The organism is Pseudomonas sp. CCNWLW23 (genome assembly GCF_037095675.1).
GTDB lineage: Bacteria > Pseudomonadota > Gammaproteobacteria > Pseudomonadales > Pseudomonadaceae > Aquipseudomonas > Aquipseudomonas atacamensis.
Window position 1 is genome coordinate 1 of sequence record NZ_JBAWKM010000010.1, and the last position, 22,539, is coordinate 22,539.

A 22,539-nucleotide genomic window follows, 5' to 3' on the forward strand; every position below is an offset into this window, starting at 1 on the left:
GCTCAGGCGCTTGTACTGGCCAAAGAGGAAACCGATCTCCCGCGCACCGACACCGATATCACCGGCCGGCACGTCAACGTCGGCGCCGATGTGGCGATACAGCTCGCTCATGAACGCCTGGCAGAAACGCATGACTTCAGCATCGCTCTTGCCCTTCGGATCGAAGTCCGAACCGCCCTTGCCACCGCCCATGGGCAGGGAGGTCAGCGAGTTCTTGAAGGTCTGCTCGAAGGCGAGAAATTTCAGCACGCCGAGGTTCACCGACGGATGAAAACGCAAGCCGCCCTTGTACGGGCCGATGGCGCTGTTCATCTGGATACGGAAGCCGCGATTGACCTGGACCTTGCCCTGATCGTCGACCCACGATACGCGAAACACCACCGCGCGCTCCGGCTCGCAGATGCGCTCCAGAATGCCCGAAGTCAGGTAATGCGGATTGGCTTCAAGAAACGGCCACAGACTGCGCAGGACTTCTTCGACAGCCTGGTGGAATTCGGGTTGGTCCGGGTCGCGTTTTTTCAGGCGCGCAAGGAAGGATTCGACGGATTCGATCATGGGCAAAGTCTCGGCAAATTTATTGTCGTTGGAGGAGATTGGGCCGGACTGTAACAAACGAATTGCGCACAGGAACAGAGCAAGATGTCGCAGTTATGAAATTAAATGGTGCACAGGATATAAATCCGAGGGGTTTTTGATCCGTTTTTGCACCTGAGTGGGGAGTTCAGATCCAAGACTTGCACCAACAGTTACACCGTCTTCGCGAGCAGGCTCGCTCCCACATTTGAAATGCGTTACCCCTGTGGGAGCGAGCCTGCTCGCGAAAGCCGCAACTCGGTTTATCAGGAAAAACCCAGGGCAAAAAAAACGGAGCCCGAAGGCTCCGCTCTTTCTGCAACCAACCCGATATCAGGCCAGTTTCTTGTGACGTACCCGGTGTGGCTGGGCCGCTGCTTCGCCGAGGCGTTTTTTGCGGTCGGCTTCGTACTCGGTGTAGTTGCCTTCGAAGAACACCGCTTGCGAGTCGTCTTCGTACGCCAGAATGTGCGTGGCGACACGGTCAAGGAACCACCGATCGTGAGAGATCACAATGGCGGCGCCCGGGAAGTCCAGCAGGGCTTCTTCCAGCGAACGCAGGGTTTCCACGTCGAGGTCGTTGGACGGTTCGTCGAGCAGCAGGACGTTGCCGCCCTCCTTCAGGGTCAGCGCCAGATGCAGACGACCGCGCTCACCGCCGGACAGATCCTTGACGAACTTCTGCTGGTCGCCGCCCTTGAAGTTGAAGCGACCGACGTAGGTGCGCGACGGGATCTCGTAGTTGCCGATGCGGATCTGGTCGGAACCGTCGGAAATCTGCTGGAACACGGTCTTGCTGCCGTCGAGGTCTTCACGGCTCTGGTCGACGCAGGCCAGCTGCACGGTTTCACCGATTTCGATGCTGCCCGAATCCGGAGTTTCCTTGCCCATCAGCATGCGGAACAGCGTCGACTTACCGGCACCGTTACCGCCGATCACGCCGACGATGGCGCCCTTCGGCATCGAGAACGACAGGTTGTCGATCAGCACGCGATCGCCGTAGCCCTTGGTGACGTTCTTGAATTCGATGACCTTGTCGCCCAGGCGTGGACCGGCCGGGATGTAGATCTCGTTGGTCTCGCTGCGCTTCTGGAATTCCTGCGATTGCATTTCTTCGAAGCGTTGCAGACGTGCCTTGGATTTCGACTGGCGGGCCTTGGCGCCTTTGCGCACCCACTCCAGTTCTTCTTTCATGGCTTTTTCGTGAGCCGACTGCTGCTTGGATTCCTGGGCCAGACGATCGGACTTGGCTTCGAGCCAGCCCGAATAGTTGCCCTCGTAAGGAATGCCCGCGCCGCGGTCGAGTTCCAGAATCCAGCCGGCGACGTTGTCGAGGAAGTAGCGGTCGTGCGTGATCGCGACCACAGTGCCCGGGAAGTCGTGGAGGAAATGCTCCAGCCACGCCACCGAATCAGCATCCAGGTGGTTGGTCGGTTCGTCCAGCAGCAGCATGTCTGGCGCGGACAGCAGCAGACGGCACAGGGCGACACGGCGCTTTTCACCACCGGACAGGTGTTCGACTTTCGCGTCCCAGGCTGGCAGACGCAGCGCATCGGCGGCGACTTCCAGCTGCCGCTCAAGGTTGTGGCCGTCGCTGGCCTGCAGGATCGCTTCGAGCTTGGCCTGTTCAGCAGCAAGCTTGTCGAAGTCGGCATCCGGGTCGGCGTAGGCCGCGTAGACCTCGTCCAGACGCGCTTGCGCATCCTTGATCACGCTGACCGCTTCCTCGACCACTTCACGCACGGTCTTGGCAGGGTCGAGCTGCGGCTCTTGCGGCAGGTAACCGATGTTCAGGTCCGGCATCGGACGGGCTTCGCCTTCGAACTCGGTGTCGACGCCGGCCATGATTTTCAGCAGCGTGGATTTACCCGAACCGTTGAGGCCGAGCACGCCGATCTTGGCGCCGGGGAAAAAGGACAGCGAAATGTTCTTGAGGATTTCCCGCTTCGGCGGAACAACTTTGCCCAGCCGATGCATGGTGAAGACGTATTGAGCCATGGAGAACCTTGGGTCAGTGACAGATGAATGATTGGAGCGCAGGCGATGCCTGGCCAGACTGTGCGCGTCGTTCACTTGATCGCAATCAATGCGTGCGCGCTGGAAAAAGTCTGATTGTAGGGGCTGGAACGCCCCCGGTCTAACCGGCAAAGCTACCTTAATGCTGGAAGGCAGTCCAGCCGAGAGGGGCTGGCACTTCGCCACGAGTCAAGGCATGCTAGCCGCCCTTCGGGCGTCCGGCTTATAGTGCACGTCGCGCCAGTCCAGCCAAATCGCAGGATCACAGCTTGACCAATGTCACTCCGCCAGCCTCTGTGAGCAGCACCCCACCGGCGCCCGGCTCGCCCCTGCGCGGGACATTAAAGGGTGCGCTGGCCACCCTCGTGCTGTTATTGCTCGCGTTGCTGTTCTGGCAACTGCTCGATCAATTGCGCGAAACTCAGAAAAATCAGCGCCAATACACCATCGACTACACCGCCGACCTCGCCGCCCAGGTCAGCCTGAACATGGCGCTGAACGCGCAAATTGCCCTCAATCTGCTACCGATCGTCGAACAACCGCAAACCGCCGACGAACAGCAGATGCTCCTGCGCAAGTTGCAGCGTTCGCTGCCCGACCTGCGCAGCATGGCCCTGCTCTCGCCCTCCGGCCGGATCATCAGCGACAGCGCCACCGACAGTTCCGACGCCGATTACCTGACCGAACTGGTGCGCCGCAGCCGTGCCCAGGCGCATTACTTCAGCAATGCCGATGACGGCTCGGTGGTGCATCTGCTACTGCATCAGGCCAGCGGCAGCAGTCGCGGTTACTGGGCCTTGCGTTTGACGCCAACCTTCTTCGACTCGCTGACCAAACAGGACGCCACCGCCCTGCGCCCGTTGTGGCTGGTGGAAAACCGCCTCAATCACCAGATCATCAGCCGCGACGCCGGGCTGCCCTCGGTCAAGGCTGGCGGGCTGACGCCCGACGATGTCGCCAACACCGTGCTGACCGTGCCGCTGAGCAGCAGCGACTGGCAATTGCGCGGGCTGTTCGACCGCCAGCGCGTACTGGAAGAATTGCTGCCGGCGTTCATCGGCAAATGCCTGCTCGGCCTGGCGTTTTCGATGTTGCCGGTGATCGCGCTGCTGAACATGCGTCGGCGCCAGCGCCAGGTGCATGAAGGCCGGCGGCGTTATCAGGATATTTTCGAAGGCACCGGCGTGGCCTTGTGCGTACTCGACCTGTCCGGCCTCAAGCAGATGTTCGACAAGGCGCAGATCCAGACCAGTGACCAGCTCAAGGCCTGGCTCGACCAACCGCAGCAGCGCCAGCAGTTGCTCGCGGAAATGCGCGTCACCGAAGTCAATCAGGTCGCCCTGCAACTGCTCGATGTGCACTCCTGCGACGATGCCTGGCAACTGCTGATCGATGGCCAGCGCCATCCGCAGTGCGCGATCGGTCAGCAGATCCTCGACGCCGTCCTGCAGCAGCAGAAACAGCTGGAACTGGAAATCAAACTGCCCAACAGCAACGGTCGCGACCAGCATCTGTGGATGGTTTTGCGCCTGCCGAGCGAGCAGCACGACTATAAAGCGGTGATTCTCAGCATCAACGACATCACCAGCCGCAAGCTGATCGAGCTGTCGCTGCTGGAGCGCGAAGGTTTCTGGTCGGACGTGGTGCGCACCGTACCGGATCATCTGTATGTGCAGGACGTGATCAGCCAGCGGATGATTTTCAGCAACCACCACCTCGGCCAGACCCTGGGCTACAACCGCACTGAACTGCATCAGATGGGCGAGTACTTCTGGGAAATCCTCCTGCACCCGGAAGACGCCGACTATTACCATCGTTCGCGGCAGTTGCAGCGTCACGCCGGTTACAGCCAGTTGTTGCAATGCCAATTGCGCTTCCGCCATCGCGACGGCAAGTGGCGGCGCTTCGACATCCGTGAACAGGCGCTGGCGCGGGACAAGCACGATCAGGTCACGCGGATCATCGGCGTGGCAAAGGACATCACCGAACAGATCGAGGCCAGCGAATCGCTGCGTGACAGCGAGCAGCGCTACCGCATGCTCGCCGAGAGCATCAGCGACGTGATTTTCTCCACCGACAGCAAGCTCTCGCTGAACTACGTCAGCCCCTCGGTGCAGGCCGTGCTCGGTTACAACGCCGAATGGATTTTCCAGAACGGCTGGCAATCGATCATCGCCAATCCCGGGCAACTGAACGGCATTCATGTGCTGATGGACCGCGTCAGCAAGGCGCTGGACAAGCCCGAGCAACTGGCATTGCTGCGCAGTCAGGTGCAAACGCAGCTGTTCCTCTTCGATTGCCTGCGCGCCGACGGCCGCAAGATTCCGATCGAACTGCGCCTGGTGCTGGTGTGGGACGAACACGGCGCGTTCGAAGGCGTGCTCGGTGTCGGCCGCGATATCAGTCAACAGCGCCGTGCCGAAAAAGATCTGCGCATGGCCGCCACGGTATTCGAGCACTCGACTTCGGCAATCCTGATCACCGACCCCGCTGGGTACATCGTCCAGGCCAACGAAGCGTTCAGTCGGGTCAGCGGCTACAGCGTCGGCGAAGTGCTCGACCAGTTGCCGAACATGCTCACTGTCGACGAGCAGCAGGACGCGCACTTGCGCTACGTGCTCAAGCAGTTGCACGAGCACAGCACCTGGGAAGGCGAAGTGTGGATGAAGCGCCGTAACGGCGAACATTACCCGGCGTGGGTCGGCATTACTGCCGTGCTCGACGATGAGGGCGATCTAGCCAGTTACGTGTGTTTCTTCAGCGACATCAGCGAGCGCAAGGCCAGCGAGCAGCGCATCCACCGCCTCGCCTATTACGACGCCCTCACCCACCTGCCGAACCGCACGCTGTTCCAGGATCGTCTGCACACCGCGCTGCAAGCGGCCGAACGGCAGAAGTCGTGGGTGGTGCTGATGTTCCTCGACCTCGACCGTTTCAAACCGATCAACGACTCCTTGGGCCACGCCGCCGGCGACCGCATGCTCAAGGACATGGCCACGCGCCTGCTGGCCTGCGTCGATGACGATGACACCGTGGCGCGCATGGGCGGCGACGAATTCACCCTGCTGCTGCAGCATCGCTCCAACCGCGAACTGGCACTGAACCGGGCAATTCACGTGGCCGAGCAGATTCTCGCCAGCCTGGTGCGTCCGTTCGTGCTCGAGGGCCGCGAGTTCTTCGTCACCGCCAGTATCGGCATCGCCCTGAGTCCGCAGGACGGCAACGAACTCAGCCAGTTGATGAAGAACGCCGACACGGCGATGTACCACGCCAAGGAGCGCGGCAAGAACAACTTCCAGTTCTATCAGGCCGACATGAACGCCAGTGCGCTGGAGCGTCTGGAACTGGAAAGCGATCTGCGCCATGCGCTGGAGCAGAACGAATTCGTCCTGTATTACCAGCCGCAGTTCAGTGGCGACGGCAAGCGCCTGACCGGCGCCGAAGCGCTGCTGCGCTGGCGCCATCCGCGTCGCGGGCTGGTGCCGCCGGGGGATTTCATTCCGGTGCTGGAAGAGCTTGGTCTGGTGGTGGACGTTGGCGACTGGGTCATCAGCGAGGCCTGTCGACAGCTGAAAACCTGGCACCAGCAACGGGTGCGGGTGCCGAAGGTGTCGGTGAACATTTCCGCACGGCAGTTCTCCGACGGCCAGTTGGGCACGCGAATCGCGACGATCCTGCGCGAAACCGGCCTGCCGCCGGCGTGTCTGGAGCTGGAACTGACCGAAAGCATCCTGATGCGCGAAGTCAGCGAGGCGATGCAGATTCTTGCCGGGCTGAAAAACCTCGGCCTGAGCATCGCGGTCGATGACTTCGGCACCGGTTATTCATCGCTGAACTACCTCAAGCAATTCCCGATCGACGTGCTGAAGATCGACCGTACTTTCGTCGACGGCCTGCCGTCCGGCGAACAGGACGCGCAGATCGCCCGGGCGATCATTGCCATGGCCCACAGCCTGAACCTGGCGGTGATCGCCGAGGGTGTGGAAACCCATGAGCAACTGGACTTCCTGCGCGAGCATGGCTGCGATGAGGTGCAAGGATATCTGTTCGGCCGGCCGATGCCGGCGGGACGGTTTGAAGCGCAGTTCTGTAACGACGCGCTGTTCATGTTCGACTGACGATCTGCGGCGCGCCCGAAAAGATCGCAGCCTTCGATCGTTCCCACGCTCCGCGTGGGAATGCCTCACTGGACGCTCTGCGTCCGCTTCGGCAGTTGACGCGGAGCGTCACGGGCTGCATTCCCACGCAGAGCGTGGGAACGATCAATGCCCCTCTGCTCGCGAAGGGGCCGGCAAAAGCACCGCACATCTGTCATGAACGCCACTTGTCTGCGACATGACGTCGTTTCATATGTCATCCAAAAGCGGTTGGGTTAGAATGCCCCCCTTTTCTGCCCCCGATCCTTGAGGACCGCCATGTTCAGCCGTGATTTGACTATTGCCAAGTACGACGCCGACCTTTTTGCCGCCATGGAGCAAGAAGCTCAGCGTCAGGAAGAACACATTGAGCTGATCGCTTCGGAAAACTACACCAGCCCAGCGGTGATGGAAGCTCAAGGCTCGGTCCTGACCAACAAGTACGCCGAAGGCTATCCGGGCAAGCGTTACTACGGTGGTTGCGAATACGTGGACGTGGTTGAACAACTGGCCATCGACCGCGCCAAGGAACTGTTCGGCGCCGATTACGCCAACGTTCAGCCGCACGCCGGTTCCCAGGCCAACGCCGCTGTTTACCTGGCTCTGCTGCAAGGTGGCGACACCATTCTGGGCATGAGCCTGGCCCATGGTGGTCACCTGACCCACGGCGCCAGCGTTTCCTCCTCGGGCAAGCTGTACAACGCCGTTCAATACGGTATCGATGCCAACGGCCTGATCGACTACGACGAAGTCGAGCGCCTGGCGGTCGAGCACAAGCCGAAAATGATCGTTGCCGGTTTCTCGGCCTACTCGCAGATCCTCGACTTCCCGCGCTTCCGCGAAATCGCTGACAAGGTCGGCGCTTACCTGTTCGTCGACATGGCTCACGTCGCCGGTCTGGTTGCCGCGGGTGTGTACCCGAACCCGGTGCCGTTCGCCGACGTCGTGACCACCACCACCCACAAGACCCTGCGCGGTCCACGTGGCGGTCTGATCCTGGCCCGTGCCAACGCCGAGATCGAGAAGAAGCTCAACTCCGCAGTATTCCCGGGCGCCCAGGGTGGCCCGCTGGAGCACGTGATCGCGGCCAAGGCGATCTGCTTCAAGGAAGCGCTGCAGCCTGAGTTCAAGGCTTACCAGCAACAAGTGGTGAAGAACGCCAAGGCCATGGCCGAAGTGTTCATCGCACGCGGTTTCGACGTGGTTTCGGGCGGTACTGAAAACCACCTGTTCCTGCTGTCGCTGATCAAGCAGGACATCTCCGGTAAAGATGCCGACGCCGCTCTGGGCAAAGCGTTCATCACCGTGAACAAGAACTCCGTGCCTAACGATCCACGCTCGCCGTTCGTCACCTCCGGCCTGCGCTTCGGTACTCCGGCTGTGACCACTCGCGGTTTCAAAGAGGCTGAGTGCAAAGAGCTGGCCGGCTGGATCTGCGACATCCTGGCTGACCTGAACAACGAAGCGGTGATCGACGCCGTTCGCGAGAAAGTCAAAGCCATCTGCAAGAAACTGCCGGTGTACGGCGCTTGATGCCTCGTTAATCCGCAATAAAAAACCGGTCACGATGGCCGGTTTTTTATTGCCATGAATTCAATAAAAAAATACCACCCGAATAAAGCAGCAACCTGCTAATCCCGTCCAGCAGGATTGTTCATCTCGTTGTTCAAACCAAACTCTTGCAACACACATGCAAACCGCCATAGATGAAAACCGCTTAGTCTGAAACCCGACTTGATAAATGGATTTCATCATGACGGGCAATATCGAAAAATCTTTCATCGCAACATTGAGAATGTTCGACCACAGGGTCGGCTTTCTTGAACAGCTGTACGGCAAACCGGCGATGGCTACCATCAGTCTGTTCAGCGGCGGTTTCTATACCGGACGCCCGCAAACACGGGATCAGTCCCACCTGCTCGGCATCCGGAGCAACGAGCAGAGCGGCCGGATAAAACCGCTGAAGCTGCATTTCGCTCATACCCCTGACGGCTACATCCTCACCGTGAAAAACCAGGGCAACTATTTCAATCAGGTAATCAGCAATCACTGGCTGGACACCGTCGAGGCCGTCAAGCCAGAGACTGACAACTTGACCACTTTTATTCTTGTCGACCGTAGCGGCACCGCTATAACGCTGGACAACTTAACGGGTGTACATACAGCTGTTTCTCTCAAACTGAAAAATCATGCCTATCTGGGCGGTATAAAAATCAGAAGTCTGCCTTACGTCTATCTGGGCAAAACCGAAGAACGTTCAAAGATCACTTTCATCCTGAGCATCGTCGAAAGACATGTACCAGTCATCAAAACGTGACTCACGCCCCGCCCAGAAAAAAAGGCATAGCCGCCAATTTTTCTCAAATGCTCAAGACCGGGCCATCCAGACAACTGGTAAGACCGGTCATGCCAATTTTCTAATTTTCCCTTGCGATCCGCGAAAACCTGCGCCTAGACTGCGCCTGCACTGGACATACCGGTAAGACCACAATAATTAAGTCCTGAATCCGCTGCGCCACGCGTACGGCAGCCAGGACACCGACCCAGGATTCCTCCCATGCTCAGATGGTGCTCGCGTTCAATCTTCCTTCAAGTGGTTCTCGGACTGATGCTCGGCATCGTCTGCGGGCTGACCCTTCCTGAATACTCCGCCCAGCTGAAACCGCTCGGCGATGGCTTCATCAAATTGATCAAGATGCTGATTGGCCTGATCGTGTTCTGTGTGGTGGTCAGCGGCATCAGCGGCGCGGGCGATCTGAAGAAGGTCGGACGCATCGGCCTGAAGTCGGTGATCTACTTTGAAGTGCTGACCACCATCGCTCTGGTGATCGGTCTGGTGTTCGCCTTCAGCACCGGCATTGGCAGCGGCGCGAACATTCATCTGGAGCAGCTCTCCAGCGCCGACATGGGCGACCTCGCCGAGCGCGGCCAGCACATGCACACCACCACGCAATTTCTGATGGACCTGATCCCGACCTCGGTGATCGGCGCCTTCGCTGACAACAATATTCTGCAAGTGCTGCTGTTCTCGGTGCTGTTCGGCAGTGCGCTGAATCTGGTTGGCGAAGCCGCTTCCGGGATTTCGCGATTGATCAACGAACTCAGCCACGTGATCTTCCGCATCATGGGCATGATCGTGCGTCTGGCGCCGATCGGCGTGTTCGGTGCCATCGCCTTCACCACCAGCAAATACGGTCTCGACTCGCTGCAGCACCTGGGCAGTCTGGTCGGTCTGTTCTACCTGACCTGCGTCGCCTTCGTCGCGCTGATCCTCGGTCTGGTGATGCGCGTTTCCGGTCTGCGCATGTGGCCGCTGCTCAAGTACCTGCGGGAAGAACTGCTGATCGTGATGGGCACCGCCTCTTCCGACGCCGTGCTGCCGCAGATCATGCGCAAGCTCGAACACCTCGGTATCGGCAGTTCGACGGTCGGTCTGGTGATCCCGACCGGGTACTCGTTCAACCTCGACGGTTTCTCGATCTACCTGACCCTGGCCATCGTGTTCATCGCCAACGCCACCGGCACACCGCTGGCGATGACCGACTTGCTGACGATTCTGCTGGTGTCGCTGATCACCTCCAAAGGCGCCCACGGCATTCCCGGTTCGGCGCTGGTGATTCTCGCCGCGACGCTGACGGCGATCCCGGCGATTCCCGTAGTCGGTCTGGTGCTGGTGTTGGCGGTGGACTGGTTCATGGGCATCGGCCGCGCGCTGACCAATCTGATCGGCAACTGCGTCGCCACCGTGGCCATCGCCCGCTGGGAAAAGGACATCGATGTACAGCGCGCGAACAAGGTGCTCAACGGTGAGCAGGGCTATAACTTTCAACCGCGAAAAACCGTCGCTCAGGCGGCGGCCAAAGAATTCTGAATGAGTGCCGTGCCTGCCAATATGCAGGCACGGCGCAGGGAGCCAATACGTGATTACAACTTCAACCGTCGTCAATTCAGTGGTGGAAAAACTCCGCGCCGCGTTGGCTCGAGGGCAATGGCGCTCCGGCGACATGCTGCCGGGCCAGCGCGAACTGGCCGAACAGCTGGGCATCAGCCGGCCGAGCCTGCGCGAAGCGGTGATCGTCCTCGAAACCCTCGGCCTGGTGCGCTCGATGCCGGGCAAAGGCGTGGTCGTCCTTGATGCGCAAGTCAGCGACAGCCAGAGCCACGACAGCGCAGTCGCCGGCGCCAGTCTCGAAGACGTGCTGCAACTGCGCTACACCCTTGAGCCGTTCATCGTCGGGCTGGTCGCGCAATCGATCAGCAGCAAGGAAGTCGGCCAATTGCGCCTGACCCTGATGGACATGCGCGAAGCCCTCGAGGCCGGTGACAGTGAGGCCGGAGTCAGTGCCTACATCGCTTTCCACGAAGAACTGTTCACGCTGACCTCGAACCCGATTTTCCAGAGCGTGGTACAGCAGACCAGCAACGCCCTCAAGCAAAGCGCCGAGGTATTGCGCAATTCCCCGGAACATCTGGCCGAACGCCTGGAAGAAAACGAAGCGGTAGTCCGCGCGATCCGCAGCAAGAACAGCGCTCAGGCCAGCGCCGAAATGCGTCGGCACATTCTGCGCGAGGGCCAGCGCATGGGCGTTGAGCTGAATATCCCGGACGACAACCTGCCCACCTGATTTGCCAGGAGAACGGCCATGAACAGTTTTGCTTCAGCCTCGCATGCGCATTCGACCGCCCTGCCCGTCTCTCGCCTGGGCACGCCGACGGAGGATCTGTATCCGCGACTGTTCGACGCGATCCTCGAACAGCGTATCGATGAAGACAGCCGGTTTACCGAGCACAGTCTGCAAGCGATGTTCGGCGCCGGCCGCGCCGATGTACGACGGGTGCTGACGCAGTTGTCCCATGAGCAGATCGTGGTGTTGCGCGCCAATCATCGACCACGAGTGGCCGCGCCTGATCGGGAACTGATCCGGCAGACCTTGCATGCGCGACGGCTGGCTGAAAACACCTTGGTGCGGTTGGCGTGTCAGCGTCCGCAGCCAGACGATCTGAAATGCTTGCGCACGTTGCTAGAGCGCGAGAAGCGCGCCGTCGAGCAGGATCGGCGCGGAGCGGCGATTCGGTTGTCGGGGGAGTTTCATCTACAGTTGGCACGGATGGCGGGAAATCTGCCGCTGGCGCATTTTCTGCGCAGTCTGGTGCCGCTTACGTCGTTGGCGATTGCGCGGGGTCAGGGCTCGACGCGAAGCTGTTGCGCACGGCAGGAGCATTTGGCGTTGGTTGAGGTTGTGGAGCGAGGTGATGTTTCCAAGGCCGGCATGTTGATGAATCGGCATCTGGATCATCTTGAGCAGAAACTGCTCGGTCCAGACCTTGAGCATTGTGCTGTCGGTTAGACCGCCTTCGCGAGCAAGCTCGCTCCCACAGTTGACCGCATTTCTCTGGACGGAATACGGTCTCCTGTGGGAGCGAGCTTGCTCGGGAAGACGCCATCACTGACAACCAAGATCCATCAGGCAGAAGCAACCCTGGCAAACCCCGCCCGAATTTTCTCTTCCGGCAAGTCATCGGCAATAAACACGATCACACTCTCCCGCGCCTCGCCCTCGGCCCATTCGGTGTCCCAGTCGAAACCATAGAGTTTCAGCACACCCTGAAACACCAACCGCCGATCTTCGCCGGCAATGTTCAGCACGCCTTTGTAGCGCAGCAACTGCTTGCCGTGCTCTTCCAGCAACTCGTTCATGAACTCGCTGAGCTGATCGATATCCAGCGCCTGATCGGTGCGCAGCACCAGGCTGGAGATGCGATCGATCGACGGCGCCTTGCTCACCGGACGCAGGCTCAAACCGCCGCCCAGGTCAGCATTGAGGTTGAAACCACGCACATCCAGCAATTCGGCCAGATCGATGTTGCCATGCTCGACCACGCGGATCGGCGCGCGGCGGTTGATTCGCGTGAGGCGTTCGCTCAGCGCGGTGAACGTCGCCTCATCGACCAGGTCGGTCTTGCTCACCAGCAAGCGATCGGCGAAACCGATCTGCGCCTGGGCGATGGTCTGCGTCAGGTGCACGTCGGCGTGAGCGGCGTCGACCAGGGTGATGATGCCGTCGAGCAGATAACGCTCGCGCAGCTCTTCGTCGATGAAAAAGGTCTGTGCCACCGGCGCCGGATCGGCCAGACCGGTGCACTCGATTACCAGACGGTCAAAGGCGATCTCGCCGCTGTCCAGGCGTTCGAGCAGCAGGTACAGCGCCTTGGTCAGATCGGTGTGAATGGTGCAGCAGACGCAGCCGTTGGCCAGGGTCATGACTTGCACCGGCTCGTCACCCAGTAACTGAGTGTCGATGCCGGCGTCGCTGAATTCGTTTTCGATCACGGCGATTTTCAGGCCGTGCTCGGCTTTCAATAAATGACGCAGCAAGGTGGTCTTGCCGGCGCCGAGGAAACCGCTGAGAACCGTTACCGGTATGGGAGAAGACAAAACCCGATCTCCTGAAAAGAACACAAAAACAAATGTGGGAGCGAGCCTGCTCGCGAAAGCGGTGTGTCAGTCAAAACATTCATCAACTGACACTCCGTATTCGCGAGCAGGCTCGCTCCCACAGGGGATTACCTCAACCTGATGCTGTCAGCTCAACAGCACTTCGGCCCACCCTTGCCACCGTAACGGGCTTCCTGACGTTCGCGAAAGAACATCTCGTAGCTCATCACCGGTTTGTCCGGGTGTTTGGTTTGCATATGCTCGACGTAGGTGTCGTAGTCGGGCATGCCGACCATCAGGCGTGCGGCCTGACCGAGGTATTTACCGAGGCGACTCAGGTCATTGAACATGCTGCAATCCTCTGGTTACGCATCCGGCAGGGCCTGGAATGGCGATTCTTTATCCGTACGCTCTTTTTTGCCCCAGGCGGCAATGCCGACCTTGAGCGCATAGAGCAGGATGCTGAACACCACGAACAGGAACAGCGCGGTGAGTGTGGCGTTGGTGTAGGCGTTGAAGATCACGTGCTGCATCTGCTCGACGCTTTTAGCCGGTGCCAGCACCTGACCGTTGGCCAGCGCATCGCTGTACTTCTTGGCCAGGGACAGGAAGCCGATCGCCGGGTTGGCGTCGAACAGCTTGATGAAGCCAGCAGTAGTGGTGCAGATCAACAGCCAGGTGGCCGGCAACAGGGTGACCCAGATGTAGCGCTGGCGCTTCATCTTGATCAGGACCACGGTGCCGAGCATCAGCGCAATACCGGCGAGCATCTGGTTGGAGATGCCGAACAATGGCCACAAGGTGTTGATGCCGCCCAGTGGATCGATCACGCCCTGATACAGCAACCAGCCCCACATCGCCACACAACCGGCGGTGGCGATCAGGTTGGCGCCCCACGACTCGGTGCGTTTCAGCGCCGGTACGAAGGAGCCGAGCAGGTCCTGCAGCATGAAGCGTCCGGCACGGGTGCCGGCGTCCACAGCGGTGAGGATGAACAGCGCTTCGAACAGGATCGCGAAGTGGTACCAGAACGCCATAGTGTTTTCACCCGGCAGGACACTGTGCAGGATCTGCGCAATACCGACCGCCAGAGTCGGCGCGCCACCGGCGCGAGCCAGAATGGTGGTTTCGCCGATGTCATGGGCAACCGCTTGCAGCGCTTCCGGTGTGATCGCAAAGCCCCAGCTCGTGACAACCTGCGCCACCGAAGCGACGTCACTGCCGACGACTGCGGCCGGGCTGTTCATGGCGAAATATACACCCGGCTCGATCACCGAAGCGGCAACCATGGCCATGATCGCCACGAACGATTCCATCAGCATGCCGCCGTAACCGATGTAGCGGGCGTTGGTTTCGTTATCCAAAAGCTTCGGCGTCGTGCCCGACGAGATCAGTGCGTGGAAACCCGATACCGCGCCGCAGGCGATGGTGATGAACAGGAACGGGAACAGACCGCCCTTCCATACCGGCCCGGTGCCGTCGACGAACTGGGTCAGCGCCGGCATTTTCAGCTCGGGCATGGTGATCAGGATGCCGATCGCCAGGGCGACGATGGTGCCGATCTTGAGGAAGGTCGACAGGTAGTCGCGTGGCGCGAGGATCAGCCAGACCGGCAGCGATGCAGCGACGAAACCATAGCCGACCAGCATCCAGGTAATCTGCACACCAGTGAAGGTAAAGGCTTTGGCCCATACCGGATCGGCAGCGATCTGCCCGCCCAGCCAGATCGAACCGAGCAGCAGCAATACACCGACCACGGAGATTTCGCCGATGCGGCCCGGGCGGATGTAGCGCATGTAGATGCCCATGAACATCGCGATCGGGATGGTCGCCATCACGGTGAAGATGCCCCACGGGCTCTCGGCGAGGGCCTTGACCACGATCAGCGCCAGCACCGCCAGGATGATGATCATGATCAGGAAGCAGCCGAACAGTGCAATGGTTCCGGGAATCCGGCCCATCTCTTCACGCACCATGTCGCCCAGGGAACGTCCGTTGCGTCGGGTCGACATGAACAGGACCATGAAGTCCTGCACCGCGCCCGCCAGCACCACACCGGCAATCAGCCAGAGTGTGCCGGGCAGATACCCCATCTGCGCCGCCAGCACCGGACCGACCAGTGGCCCCGCGCCAGCGATGGCCGCGAAGTGGTGACCGAAAAGAATGTGTTTGTTGGTCGGCACATAGTCCAGACCATCGTTGTTGAGCACGGCGGGGGTGGCCCGACGCGGATCCAGTTGCATCACGTTGTTGGCGATGAACAGACTGTAGTAACGGTACGCAACCAGATAAATGGCCACGGCAGCGACCACAATCCACAAGGCGTTGATCGCCTCGCCGCGGCGCAATGCCACTACGCCAAGGGCGCACGCTCCTACGATTGCCAGCACGAGCCAGGGTAAGTGGCGCAGCAGGCTATTATTATTTTTCATTTTATTATTCCAGCCAGGGTGGACAAGAAAGACAGCCACCCCGAGTTTAGCGCTTACGGCGCCAAAGGCCATACCCCGACATAGGTCTAGACGCTTGAGCGATTGGCTGGCGCCCGCATTCGCGGTCTATAGTCAGCGAACCTTCATGAGGATTGCGCCATGAGCGAGCACCCCGCCAATCGACGTCGTTTCAAACGTATTGCGTTCGATGCCCGAACCGAGCTGAAACAGGGCGAGTACATCTGGCCGGTCAAACTGATCGACCTGTCGCTCAAGGGCCTGCTGATCGAGCGACCGGAGCCGTGGCTCGGGGATAAAGACCAGGACTTCTTCGTCGACATTCATCTGAGCGAAGACGTCGATATCGAGATGGACGTGCATCTGGCCCATGAGGAAAACGGCCACTTGGGGTTCATCTGCCGGCACATCAGCCTGGAATCGATCCAGCGCCTGCGCCGCTTGATCGAACTGAATCTGGCGGATGAGGCCGAGCTGGAACGCGAACTGGGTGCCCTGATCGAAATCTAGGCCCCCCAATCCCGATTTGGAATGCCCTGTGGTGAGGGGATCTATAGGGTGAGGGGATTTATGGGGTGAGAGGATTTATGGGGTGAGAGGATTTATGTGGCGAGGGGATTTATCCCCGTTGGGGCGCGCAGCGGCCCTGAAAAGCGGGTCTGCTGCGCAGCCCAACGGGGATAAATCCCCTCACCACAGAGGTCCGGCGTTCACTCAAACAATGCGTCAAGTGCTTGTTCAAGGCGGCTCACGGCGATGATCTGCAAGCCGGGAGGCGATTCCTTCGGAGCGTTACCCTTGGGCATGATCGCGCGTTTGAAGCCGTGTTTGGCCGCTTCCTTCAACCGCTCCTGCCCGCTCGGCACCGGGCGCACTTCGCCGGACAGGCCGACTTCGCCGAACACCAGCAGGTCATGGGGCAGCGGCCGGTTGCGCAAACTCGACATCACCGCTGCCATCAACGCCAGATCCGACGCCGTCTCCAGCACCTTCACGCCCCCCACCACGTTGAGGAACACGTCCTGATCGTGGGTCGGAATCCCGCCGTGGCGGTGCAGCACCGCGAGCAACATCGCCAATCGGTTCTGATCCAGCCCCAGCGTCACCCGACGCGGGTTGGCCAGATGGCTGTCATCGACCAGCGCCTGCACTTCGACCAGCATCGGTCGGGTGCCTTCCCACGTCGCCATGACCACACTGCCCGGGACTTCTTCCTGAGCACGGGTAAGAAAAATCGCCGATGGGTTGGAGACTTCTTTCAGGCCCTTGTCGGTCATGCCGAACACGCCCAACTCGTTGACCGCTCCGAAACGGTTTTTCACCGCCCGCAGCAGACGCAGACGACCATCGGATTCACCTTCGAAATACAGCACCGTGTCGACCATGTGTTCCAGAACACGTGGACCGGCCAGCGCACCTTCTTTAGTGACATGGCCGACGAGGAAGATCGCCGTGCCGCTCTGTTTGGCGTAGCGCACCAGCAACGCCGCACTTTCACGCACCTGCGACACGCCGCCCGGGGCCGATTGCAGTTGTTCGGTGAAAATGGTCTGGATCGAGTCGATCACCATCACCTTGGGCTTTTCCTGGCGGGCGGTGGCGATGATGGTTTCGATGCAGGTTTCGGTCATCACCCGCAGTTGATCCTGCGGCAGGCCGAGACGGCGAGCGCGCATGGCCACCTGCTGCTGGGATTCCTCACCAGTGACGTACAGCGCCGGCATGCTTTTGGCCAGATTGCACAGGGTCTGGAGCAGGATTGTCGATTTACCGATCCCCGGATCACCGCCAATCAGCACCACCGAGCCATCGACCAGACCACCGCCGAGCACGCGGTCGAGCTCACCGGACGCGGTGGAAAAACGTGGAATCTCTTCGATGCTGACTTCCGCGAGCGTCTTGATCTGCGCCTGCTGGCCAGCCCAACCGGTGCGCCCGGTGGGTGCCGTGGCGCCGCCGCTTTCGATCATGGTTTCGGTCAGGGTGTTCCAGGCACCGCACTCGCCGCACTGCCCGGCCCACTTGGGAAAGGTTGCGCCGCACTCGGTGCAGCCGTACATGCGCTTGGCCTTGGCCATCAGAACCCCCGGAGCAAAAGACGCGATGATAACGCAGCCATCGCTGATCAGCGCGGCGCAGCGGTACGGATTTCGCCGCTGGCCAGACGCGCGGCACTGTTACCCAGCGGATCCTCGGCGTTGAGGTCGGCGCCCTTGGCTTTCAACGCATCAAGCAATTCCAGACGCTTGAACAGCCCGGCGTACATCGCCGCAGTCTGCCCGGCGCCGTTACGCTGGTCGGGGCTGCAATCGGTGGCCATCAGGCGCCGGACGATCTGCAACTCGCCTTTGAAAATCGCGCCCATCAGCGCCGTGTTACCGCGTTGGTCCTGAGCACAGGCATCTGCGCCAGCGGCGAGCAGGCGTTCAACCGCCGGCGCCTGACCGTGATAGGCCGCCAGAATCAGCGCGGTGTAACCCTTGCTGTCGCGGGTATCGAGGGAATAGCCGGACTCGATGAAGGTCTCGAGCATTGGCACATCGCCACGGCGAGCGGCGTCGAAGTAGTAATCCTGCAACTGCGCCTTGATTGCCTCGGGGCTTTGCTCGACCGGTGCCGCCCACACGGTGAACGACAGGCACCCGGCCAGGCACAAAAGAAAAATACGCATCGGGCTCTCCTTGAGCGCACGCGAGGCCGCACAGGCCCTCGCGTGCGCCGCATCGCTATCAGTCGGTCAGTTTGGCCGCCAGTGCTTTCACACGGCTGAGGTCGCCCTTGGCCACTTCGGTCACACCGCTGCCGTACTCGGGGTCAGCCTTGTACAGGAAGGACAGGATGATGTGCTTGCTCTCGTCATCGGTGGTGGCCAGCGAGCCGCCGAAGCTGTCGATCAGGTCGCGACGTTCCTGCTTGCTGTACGAGCGATACAGATCACCGGCCTGCTTGAAGTTCTGCTCACGCTGGATCTTCGCCTGTTGCGTGCTGCCCGCCAGCGCCGACTGGCTGTAACGCGCCGCTGGCGTCTCTTCACGCGGTTGCAGACGACTCGGCTGGTAGTTGACGCCGGACTGGCTGGCGCCAAAATTCATCGCGCCATCCTGATTGCCATTGTTCACTGCGGTTTTCGGTGCGTTGATCGGCAATTGCAAAGCGTTGGCGCCGAGGCGATACATCTGCGTATCGGCGTAAGAGAACACTCGGCCCTGCAACAAACGATCTTCCGAAGGCTCGATACCCGGAACTACGTTGGCCGGTGCCATGGCAACTTGTTCAGTTTCCTGGAAGACATTGGCCGGATTACGGTTCAAGACCATTTGTCCAACTTTGCGCTCGGCAATACCCGGCCAGATCTTGGTTGCATCCAGTGGATCGAAATCAAACTTGGACAAATCCTGCGGCTTGAGAACTTGCACGTACAAGTCCCACTTCGGAAAGTTGCCCTTGTTGATATTACTCACCAAGTCGTTGGTCATATGACTGTAATCCTGACCTTGAACTTCGCTAACTTGTTTTGGCGTAAGGTTCTTGATGCCTTGAAGACTCTTCCAGTGAAACTTAACGTAGTGAACTTCATTCCTGGCATTGATCAGCTTATAGGCATGAACACCATTGCCATCCATCTCCCGGTAACTGGCCGGAGTGCCGTAGTTGGAATACAACTCGGTCAGTGTGCGGGTGGCTTCCGGTACATGGGAGAAGAAATCGAACCGGCGCGAATCGTCATCGAGGTTGGTGCGTGGATCGGGCTTGAAGGCGTGCACCATATCCGGGAATTTGATCGCATCGCGGATGAAGAAGGTCGGGAAATTGTTGCCGACCAGATCCCAATTACCGTCAGCGGTGTAGAACTTGGTGGCGAAACCCCGCGGGTCACGCAGGGTTTCCGGGGAATGGTTGCCATGCACCACCGCCGAGAAACGCACGAATACCGGCGTGCTCTGGCCTGCGGCGAACACCTTGGCCTTGCTCAGATCGCTGAGGTCATCGGTCACGGTGAAGGTGCCATGAGCGCCGGTGCCGCGTGCATGTACCACGCGCTCGGGAATACGCTCACGGTCGAAGCGCTGCAGTTTCTGGATCAGTTGCACATCCTGCAGCAGCACCGGGCCGTTGGCGCCGGCGGTTTGCGAGTTCTGATTGTCACCGACAGCAGCGCCGTTATCGCGGGTCAGCGGAGCGGCGTTGACCGAGAAGGTCAGCAGGCTGGCGGTGAGAACGCCGAGAGTGCGGCGATGGGGAAAAGCCCCCAGTCCAAGAGCGGAAGTCATATCAGGTTCCTCTGGTTTTATTGAGCGCATCCAGGTGCGCCACAGCAAGGCTAGAGGCCCCCGCAGAGGAACATAAATAGAAAGAACGTAACGCCATGATTGAAGAAATTGGCTTTCCCGTCAGCGGGTTAGCGCGTATTCCGCGCGCGATTGCTGGCATTTTGCAAACTAATCGTCAATTGATGTGTCGATAAAAACGGGCATTGTAAGAAGGTGTTTCGCGCAGGAGGCGTTTCGCTGATTTACACTGCCTACACCAAACTCATCTGTAACAAGGAAATAACTATGGGCGTGCTTAGCGAGTTCAAGGCCTTCGCGGTCAAAGGCAATGTGGTCGACATGGCCGTCGGTATCATCATCGGCGCGGCGTTCGGCAAGATCGTTTCGTCGTTTGTCGGCGACGTGATCATGCCGCCGATTGGCCTGTTGATCGGTGGGGTGGACTTCAGTGATCTGGCCGTCACGCTCAAAGCCGCCCAGGGCGATGCGCCCGCCGTGGTGCTGGCTTACGGCAAATTCCTGCAGACGGTGCTGGATTTCGTGATCGTCGCATTCGCGATCTTCATGGGCGTCAAAGCCATCAACCGCCTCAAGCGCGAAGAAGCCGTGGCGCCGACCGCGCCGCCGATCCCGAGCAAGGAAGAGCAACTACTGGGCGAAATCCGCGACCTGCTCAAGGCGCAGAACGAGCGGCCCTGAGGCATTCGCTACACATCAAAACGGCACCCGCGGGTGCCGTTTTCGTTACCAGTAATTCTCCACCGCAACCTGCCCCGGCTTGCGCGTCAGGCTCAGGCGCATGTCGCGCTGTTTCAGCAAGGCGCGGGTGTCGTCAATCATCTGCGGATTGCCGCACAGCATCACTCGCGAATGCTCTGGCGAGAGCTCAACCCCTGCCGCTCGTTCCAGTTCGCCGTTTTCGATCAACGTGGTAATCCGGCCCTGCAATGCGCCTGGGTGGGCTTGGCGGGTGACAGTGGGGATGAATTGCAGCTTGTGGGCGTATTCACTCAGATAGTCACGTTGCGCCAACCCGGCGATCAACTCTTGATAGGCCAGTTCCCGCGCCTCCCGGACGCTGTAAACCAGAATGATCCGCTCGAATTTCTCCCAGACCTCGAAGTCCTGCAGGATCGACAGAAAGGGCGCCACCCCGGTGCCGGTCGACAATAACCACAGGTCTCGGCCGTCGACAAAACGATCCAGCGTCAGGTAGCCGAACGCCTGGCGCTCGACCATCAAGCTGTCGCCGACCTGTAGCCGGCTCAGCTCACTGGTGAATTCGCCGCCCGGCACGACGATGGAAAAGAACTCGAGAAACTCATCGAACGGCGACGACACCATCGAATAGGCGCGCCAGACCGTGCTGCCATCGGCCTTGGTGACGCCCAGCCGGGCGAACTGGCCGGCACGGAAGCGAAAGCCGGGATCACGGCTGGTGCGCAGCGTGAACAGGTTCGGCGTCAACGGTTGCACATCGAGCAAGGTCTGGGTGGTGTACTTCTCGGCACTGGCAGTCATGAGGCACTCCTTGAAACGATTGCCCACAGTGTCCCGCAAAATCGCGCTGCCAAACACTCGTGATTGGTAATGGTATTGACGGGATCAGCGCTAAACATTCGATTCGCTGGCAATGCTGGATCTAGAGCAATAACTTTAAGATGCCAGTTAAAATATAACAGCCTGTATTGCTAAGAACACTTTATAAAAAACAGCAAAGTTTCAATCTCGAAAAAATGTAAGGCGTTTCGCAGGAAAGATCCTACACTTCGATTCGTGCCGGATTTTTTGGATCCATTTGGCGCCCCTATATCAGGATGGAGGCAAAGTTCATGGAAACGTGGAAGGAATCACAATTGAAACAACTGACATTTGCCAAAGGCATTGAGGCGGCATACCCGATACTGCTGAGATTTGCCGAGAATCTGGGCTTTAACTATTGTGCGATAGCGGTCACCTCCCCCCATCGCGATGTCCATTTGAATGCCTTGCAAATCAATAACTATCCGAAAGAATGGAACATCCAGTACAACAAAGAGAACTACCGGAATATTGATCCGGTAATAGCGCATTGCAATCATTCGGTATTGCCGATCGTCTGGGAAGAAAGAGTATTCACCGATGCGCCAGAATTGTGGCAGGCGTTGAAACAGAATGGACTACAGCATGGCTGGTCGCAGGCCTTTCATGACGAAACCAGTGGTTTGTGCAGCATCATCAGCCTGGCGCGCACCCACTGCCCGATCAGCCCGCTCGAACTGTATGAGCATTACGGTTATCTGTTTTTTGCCAACCGACACTTCAGTGACCTGTATGCCCGCACCGTTCCCACACCGGCCAAGCCCAGCAAGCCGAGGCTATCGTCCCGGGAGCTGGAGATCATGAAATTGTCCGCCATGGGCAAGACCGCTCACGATATTTCGAGAATACTCAGCCTGAGCGAACGCACCGTTAACTATCATGTGCAAAACGTCATCGAAAAATTCAACGTCTGCAACAAGATTTCCGCAGTGATTGCCGCCGCTCGTGCCGGCATCATCTGAAAGCTGAGCGTTATCGCGCGGTAATCCTGCGAGTATTTAGGCGCAAAAAAACGTACCATTCAGGCCTTTCCGAGTGATGACGCAACCTGCTTGCATCGCAGTCCACTCGATCGG

Annotated in this window: 18 protein-coding genes; 9 read left to right on the forward strand and 9 right to left on the reverse strand. The window is 59.4% G+C overall.

Features of this window, described 5'->3' with window-relative positions; all coding sequences use genetic code 11:
• The coding region (locus V8J63_RS14310) for a Glu/Leu/Phe/Val dehydrogenase dimerization domain-containing protein (protein ID WP_336464218.1) at window positions 1-555 on the reverse strand (555 nt) is incomplete at its 3' end.
• 351 nt (window positions 556-906) lie between these two features.
• Window positions 907-2,571, reverse strand: a complete 1,665-nt coding sequence (ettA, locus tag V8J63_RS14315) for an energy-dependent translational throttle protein EttA (protein ID WP_016773108.1) — start codon at window positions 2,569-2,571, stop codon at window positions 907-909.
• A gap of 287 nt (window positions 2,572-2,858) precedes the next feature.
• Here ettA and morA point away from each other — a divergent pair, with 287 nt between their 5' ends.
• The 6 genes from morA to V8J63_RS14345 all read left to right on the forward strand — a co-directional run bounded on the left by morA (window position 2,859) and on the right by V8J63_RS14345 (window position 12,073).
• Window positions 2,859-6,707 carry a cyclic di-GMP receptor MorA gene (gene morA / locus V8J63_RS14320; protein ID WP_110603143.1) on the forward strand — a complete coding sequence of 1,283 codons (3,849 nt, stop codon included), beginning with the start codon at window positions 2,859-2,861 and terminating at the stop codon, window positions 6,705-6,707.
• 297 nt (window positions 6,708-7,004) lie between these two features.
• Window positions 7,005-8,258: a serine hydroxymethyltransferase gene (gene glyA / locus V8J63_RS14325; RefSeq protein WP_016773106.1), complete on the forward strand. Its 1,254-nt coding sequence runs from the start codon at window positions 7,005-7,007 to the stop codon at window positions 8,256-8,258.
• 208 nt (window positions 8,259-8,466) lie between these two features.
• Complete coding sequence (locus tag V8J63_RS14330; protein ID WP_130887748.1) at window positions 8,467-9,042, forward strand: hypothetical protein; 576 nt, start codon at window positions 8,467-8,469, stop codon at window positions 9,040-9,042.
• Between the two features lie 240 nt (window positions 9,043-9,282).
• Window positions 9,283-10,596, forward strand: a complete 1,314-nt coding sequence (locus V8J63_RS14335; RefSeq protein WP_110603140.1) for a C4-dicarboxylate transporter DctA — start codon at window positions 9,283-9,285, stop codon at window positions 10,594-10,596.
• A 49-nt stretch (window positions 10,597-10,645) separates the two neighbouring features.
• On the forward strand, window positions 10,646-11,350 hold the full coding sequence (locus tag V8J63_RS14340) for a FadR/GntR family transcriptional regulator (protein ID WP_197892630.1): 705 nt from the start codon (window positions 10,646-10,648) through the stop codon (window positions 11,348-11,350).
• A gap of 18 nt (window positions 11,351-11,368) precedes the next feature.
• Window positions 11,369-12,073 carry a GntR family transcriptional regulator gene (locus V8J63_RS14345; RefSeq protein WP_336464219.1) on the forward strand — a complete coding sequence of 235 codons (705 nt, stop codon included), beginning with the start codon at window positions 11,369-11,371 and terminating at the stop codon, window positions 12,071-12,073.
• Window positions 12,074-12,189: 116 nt separating this feature from the next.
• Here the strand turns inward: V8J63_RS14345 and yjiA are convergent, their stop codons facing one another.
• From yjiA to V8J63_RS14360, 3 genes are all read right to left on the reverse strand, one after another.
• Window positions 12,190-13,161, reverse strand: coding sequence for a GTPase (gene yjiA, locus V8J63_RS14350; protein WP_064364097.1), 972 nt, complete (start codon window positions 13,159-13,161; stop codon window positions 12,190-12,192).
• Between the two features lie 152 nt (window positions 13,162-13,313).
• Complete coding sequence (locus V8J63_RS14355; RefSeq protein ID WP_003228401.1) at window positions 13,314-13,511, reverse strand: YbdD/YjiX family protein; 198 nt, start codon at window positions 13,509-13,511, stop codon at window positions 13,314-13,316.
• A 15-nt stretch (window positions 13,512-13,526) separates the two neighbouring features.
• Window positions 13,527-15,593 (reverse strand): carbon starvation CstA family protein, encoded by a 2,067-nt coding sequence (locus V8J63_RS14360; RefSeq protein ID WP_336464220.1) that lies wholly within the window; start codon window positions 15,591-15,593, stop codon window positions 13,527-13,529.
• Window positions 15,594-15,752: 159 nt separating this feature from the next.
• On the opposite strand from V8J63_RS14360, the gene V8J63_RS14365 reads away from it, so the two are divergent.
• Window positions 15,753-16,121, forward strand: a complete 369-nt coding sequence (locus tag V8J63_RS14365; protein ID WP_039761738.1) for a PilZ domain-containing protein — start codon at window positions 15,753-15,755, stop codon at window positions 16,119-16,121.
• Between the two features lie 200 nt (window positions 16,122-16,321).
• Here the strand turns inward: V8J63_RS14365 and radA are convergent, their stop codons facing one another.
• Genes radA through katB form a run of 3 tightly spaced genes read right to left on the reverse strand, consistent with a single transcriptional unit; the run spans window position 16,322 to window position 19,882 of the window.
• Window positions 16,322-17,689 carry a DNA repair protein RadA gene (gene radA, locus V8J63_RS14370; protein ID WP_336464221.1) on the reverse strand — a complete coding sequence of 456 codons (1,368 nt, stop codon included), beginning with the start codon at window positions 17,687-17,689 and terminating at the stop codon, window positions 16,322-16,324.
• Between the two features lie 47 nt (window positions 17,690-17,736).
• Window positions 17,737-18,282, reverse strand: coding sequence for an ankyrin repeat domain-containing protein (locus V8J63_RS14375; RefSeq protein ID WP_336464222.1), 546 nt, complete (start codon window positions 18,280-18,282; stop codon window positions 17,737-17,739).
• 58 nt (window positions 18,283-18,340) lie between these two features.
• Complete coding sequence (gene katB, locus V8J63_RS14380) at window positions 18,341-19,882, reverse strand: catalase KatB (RefSeq protein ID WP_336342442.1); 1,542 nt, start codon at window positions 19,880-19,882, stop codon at window positions 18,341-18,343.
• A 285-nt stretch (window positions 19,883-20,167) separates the two neighbouring features.
• Between katB and mscL the strand changes: the two genes are divergently transcribed.
• Complete coding sequence (gene mscL / locus V8J63_RS14385) at window positions 20,168-20,581, forward strand: large-conductance mechanosensitive channel protein MscL (RefSeq protein WP_024014404.1); 414 nt, start codon at window positions 20,168-20,170, stop codon at window positions 20,579-20,581.
• A gap of 45 nt (window positions 20,582-20,626) precedes the next feature.
• On the opposite strand, the gene V8J63_RS14390 is transcribed toward mscL, so the two are convergent.
• The gene (locus V8J63_RS14390) at window positions 20,627-21,403 is read right to left on the reverse strand and encodes a ferredoxin--NADP reductase (RefSeq protein WP_024014405.1); all 777 of its coding nucleotides are present in this window, start codon (window positions 21,401-21,403) and stop codon (window positions 20,627-20,629) included.
• A 311-nt stretch (window positions 21,404-21,714) separates the two neighbouring features.
• On the opposite strand from V8J63_RS14390, the gene V8J63_RS14395 reads away from it, so the two are divergent.
• Window positions 21,715-22,425, forward strand: coding sequence for an autoinducer binding domain-containing protein (locus tag V8J63_RS14395; protein ID WP_177434131.1), 711 nt, complete (start codon window positions 21,715-21,717; stop codon window positions 22,423-22,425).
• Window positions 22,426-22,539: the final 114 nt, after the last annotated feature.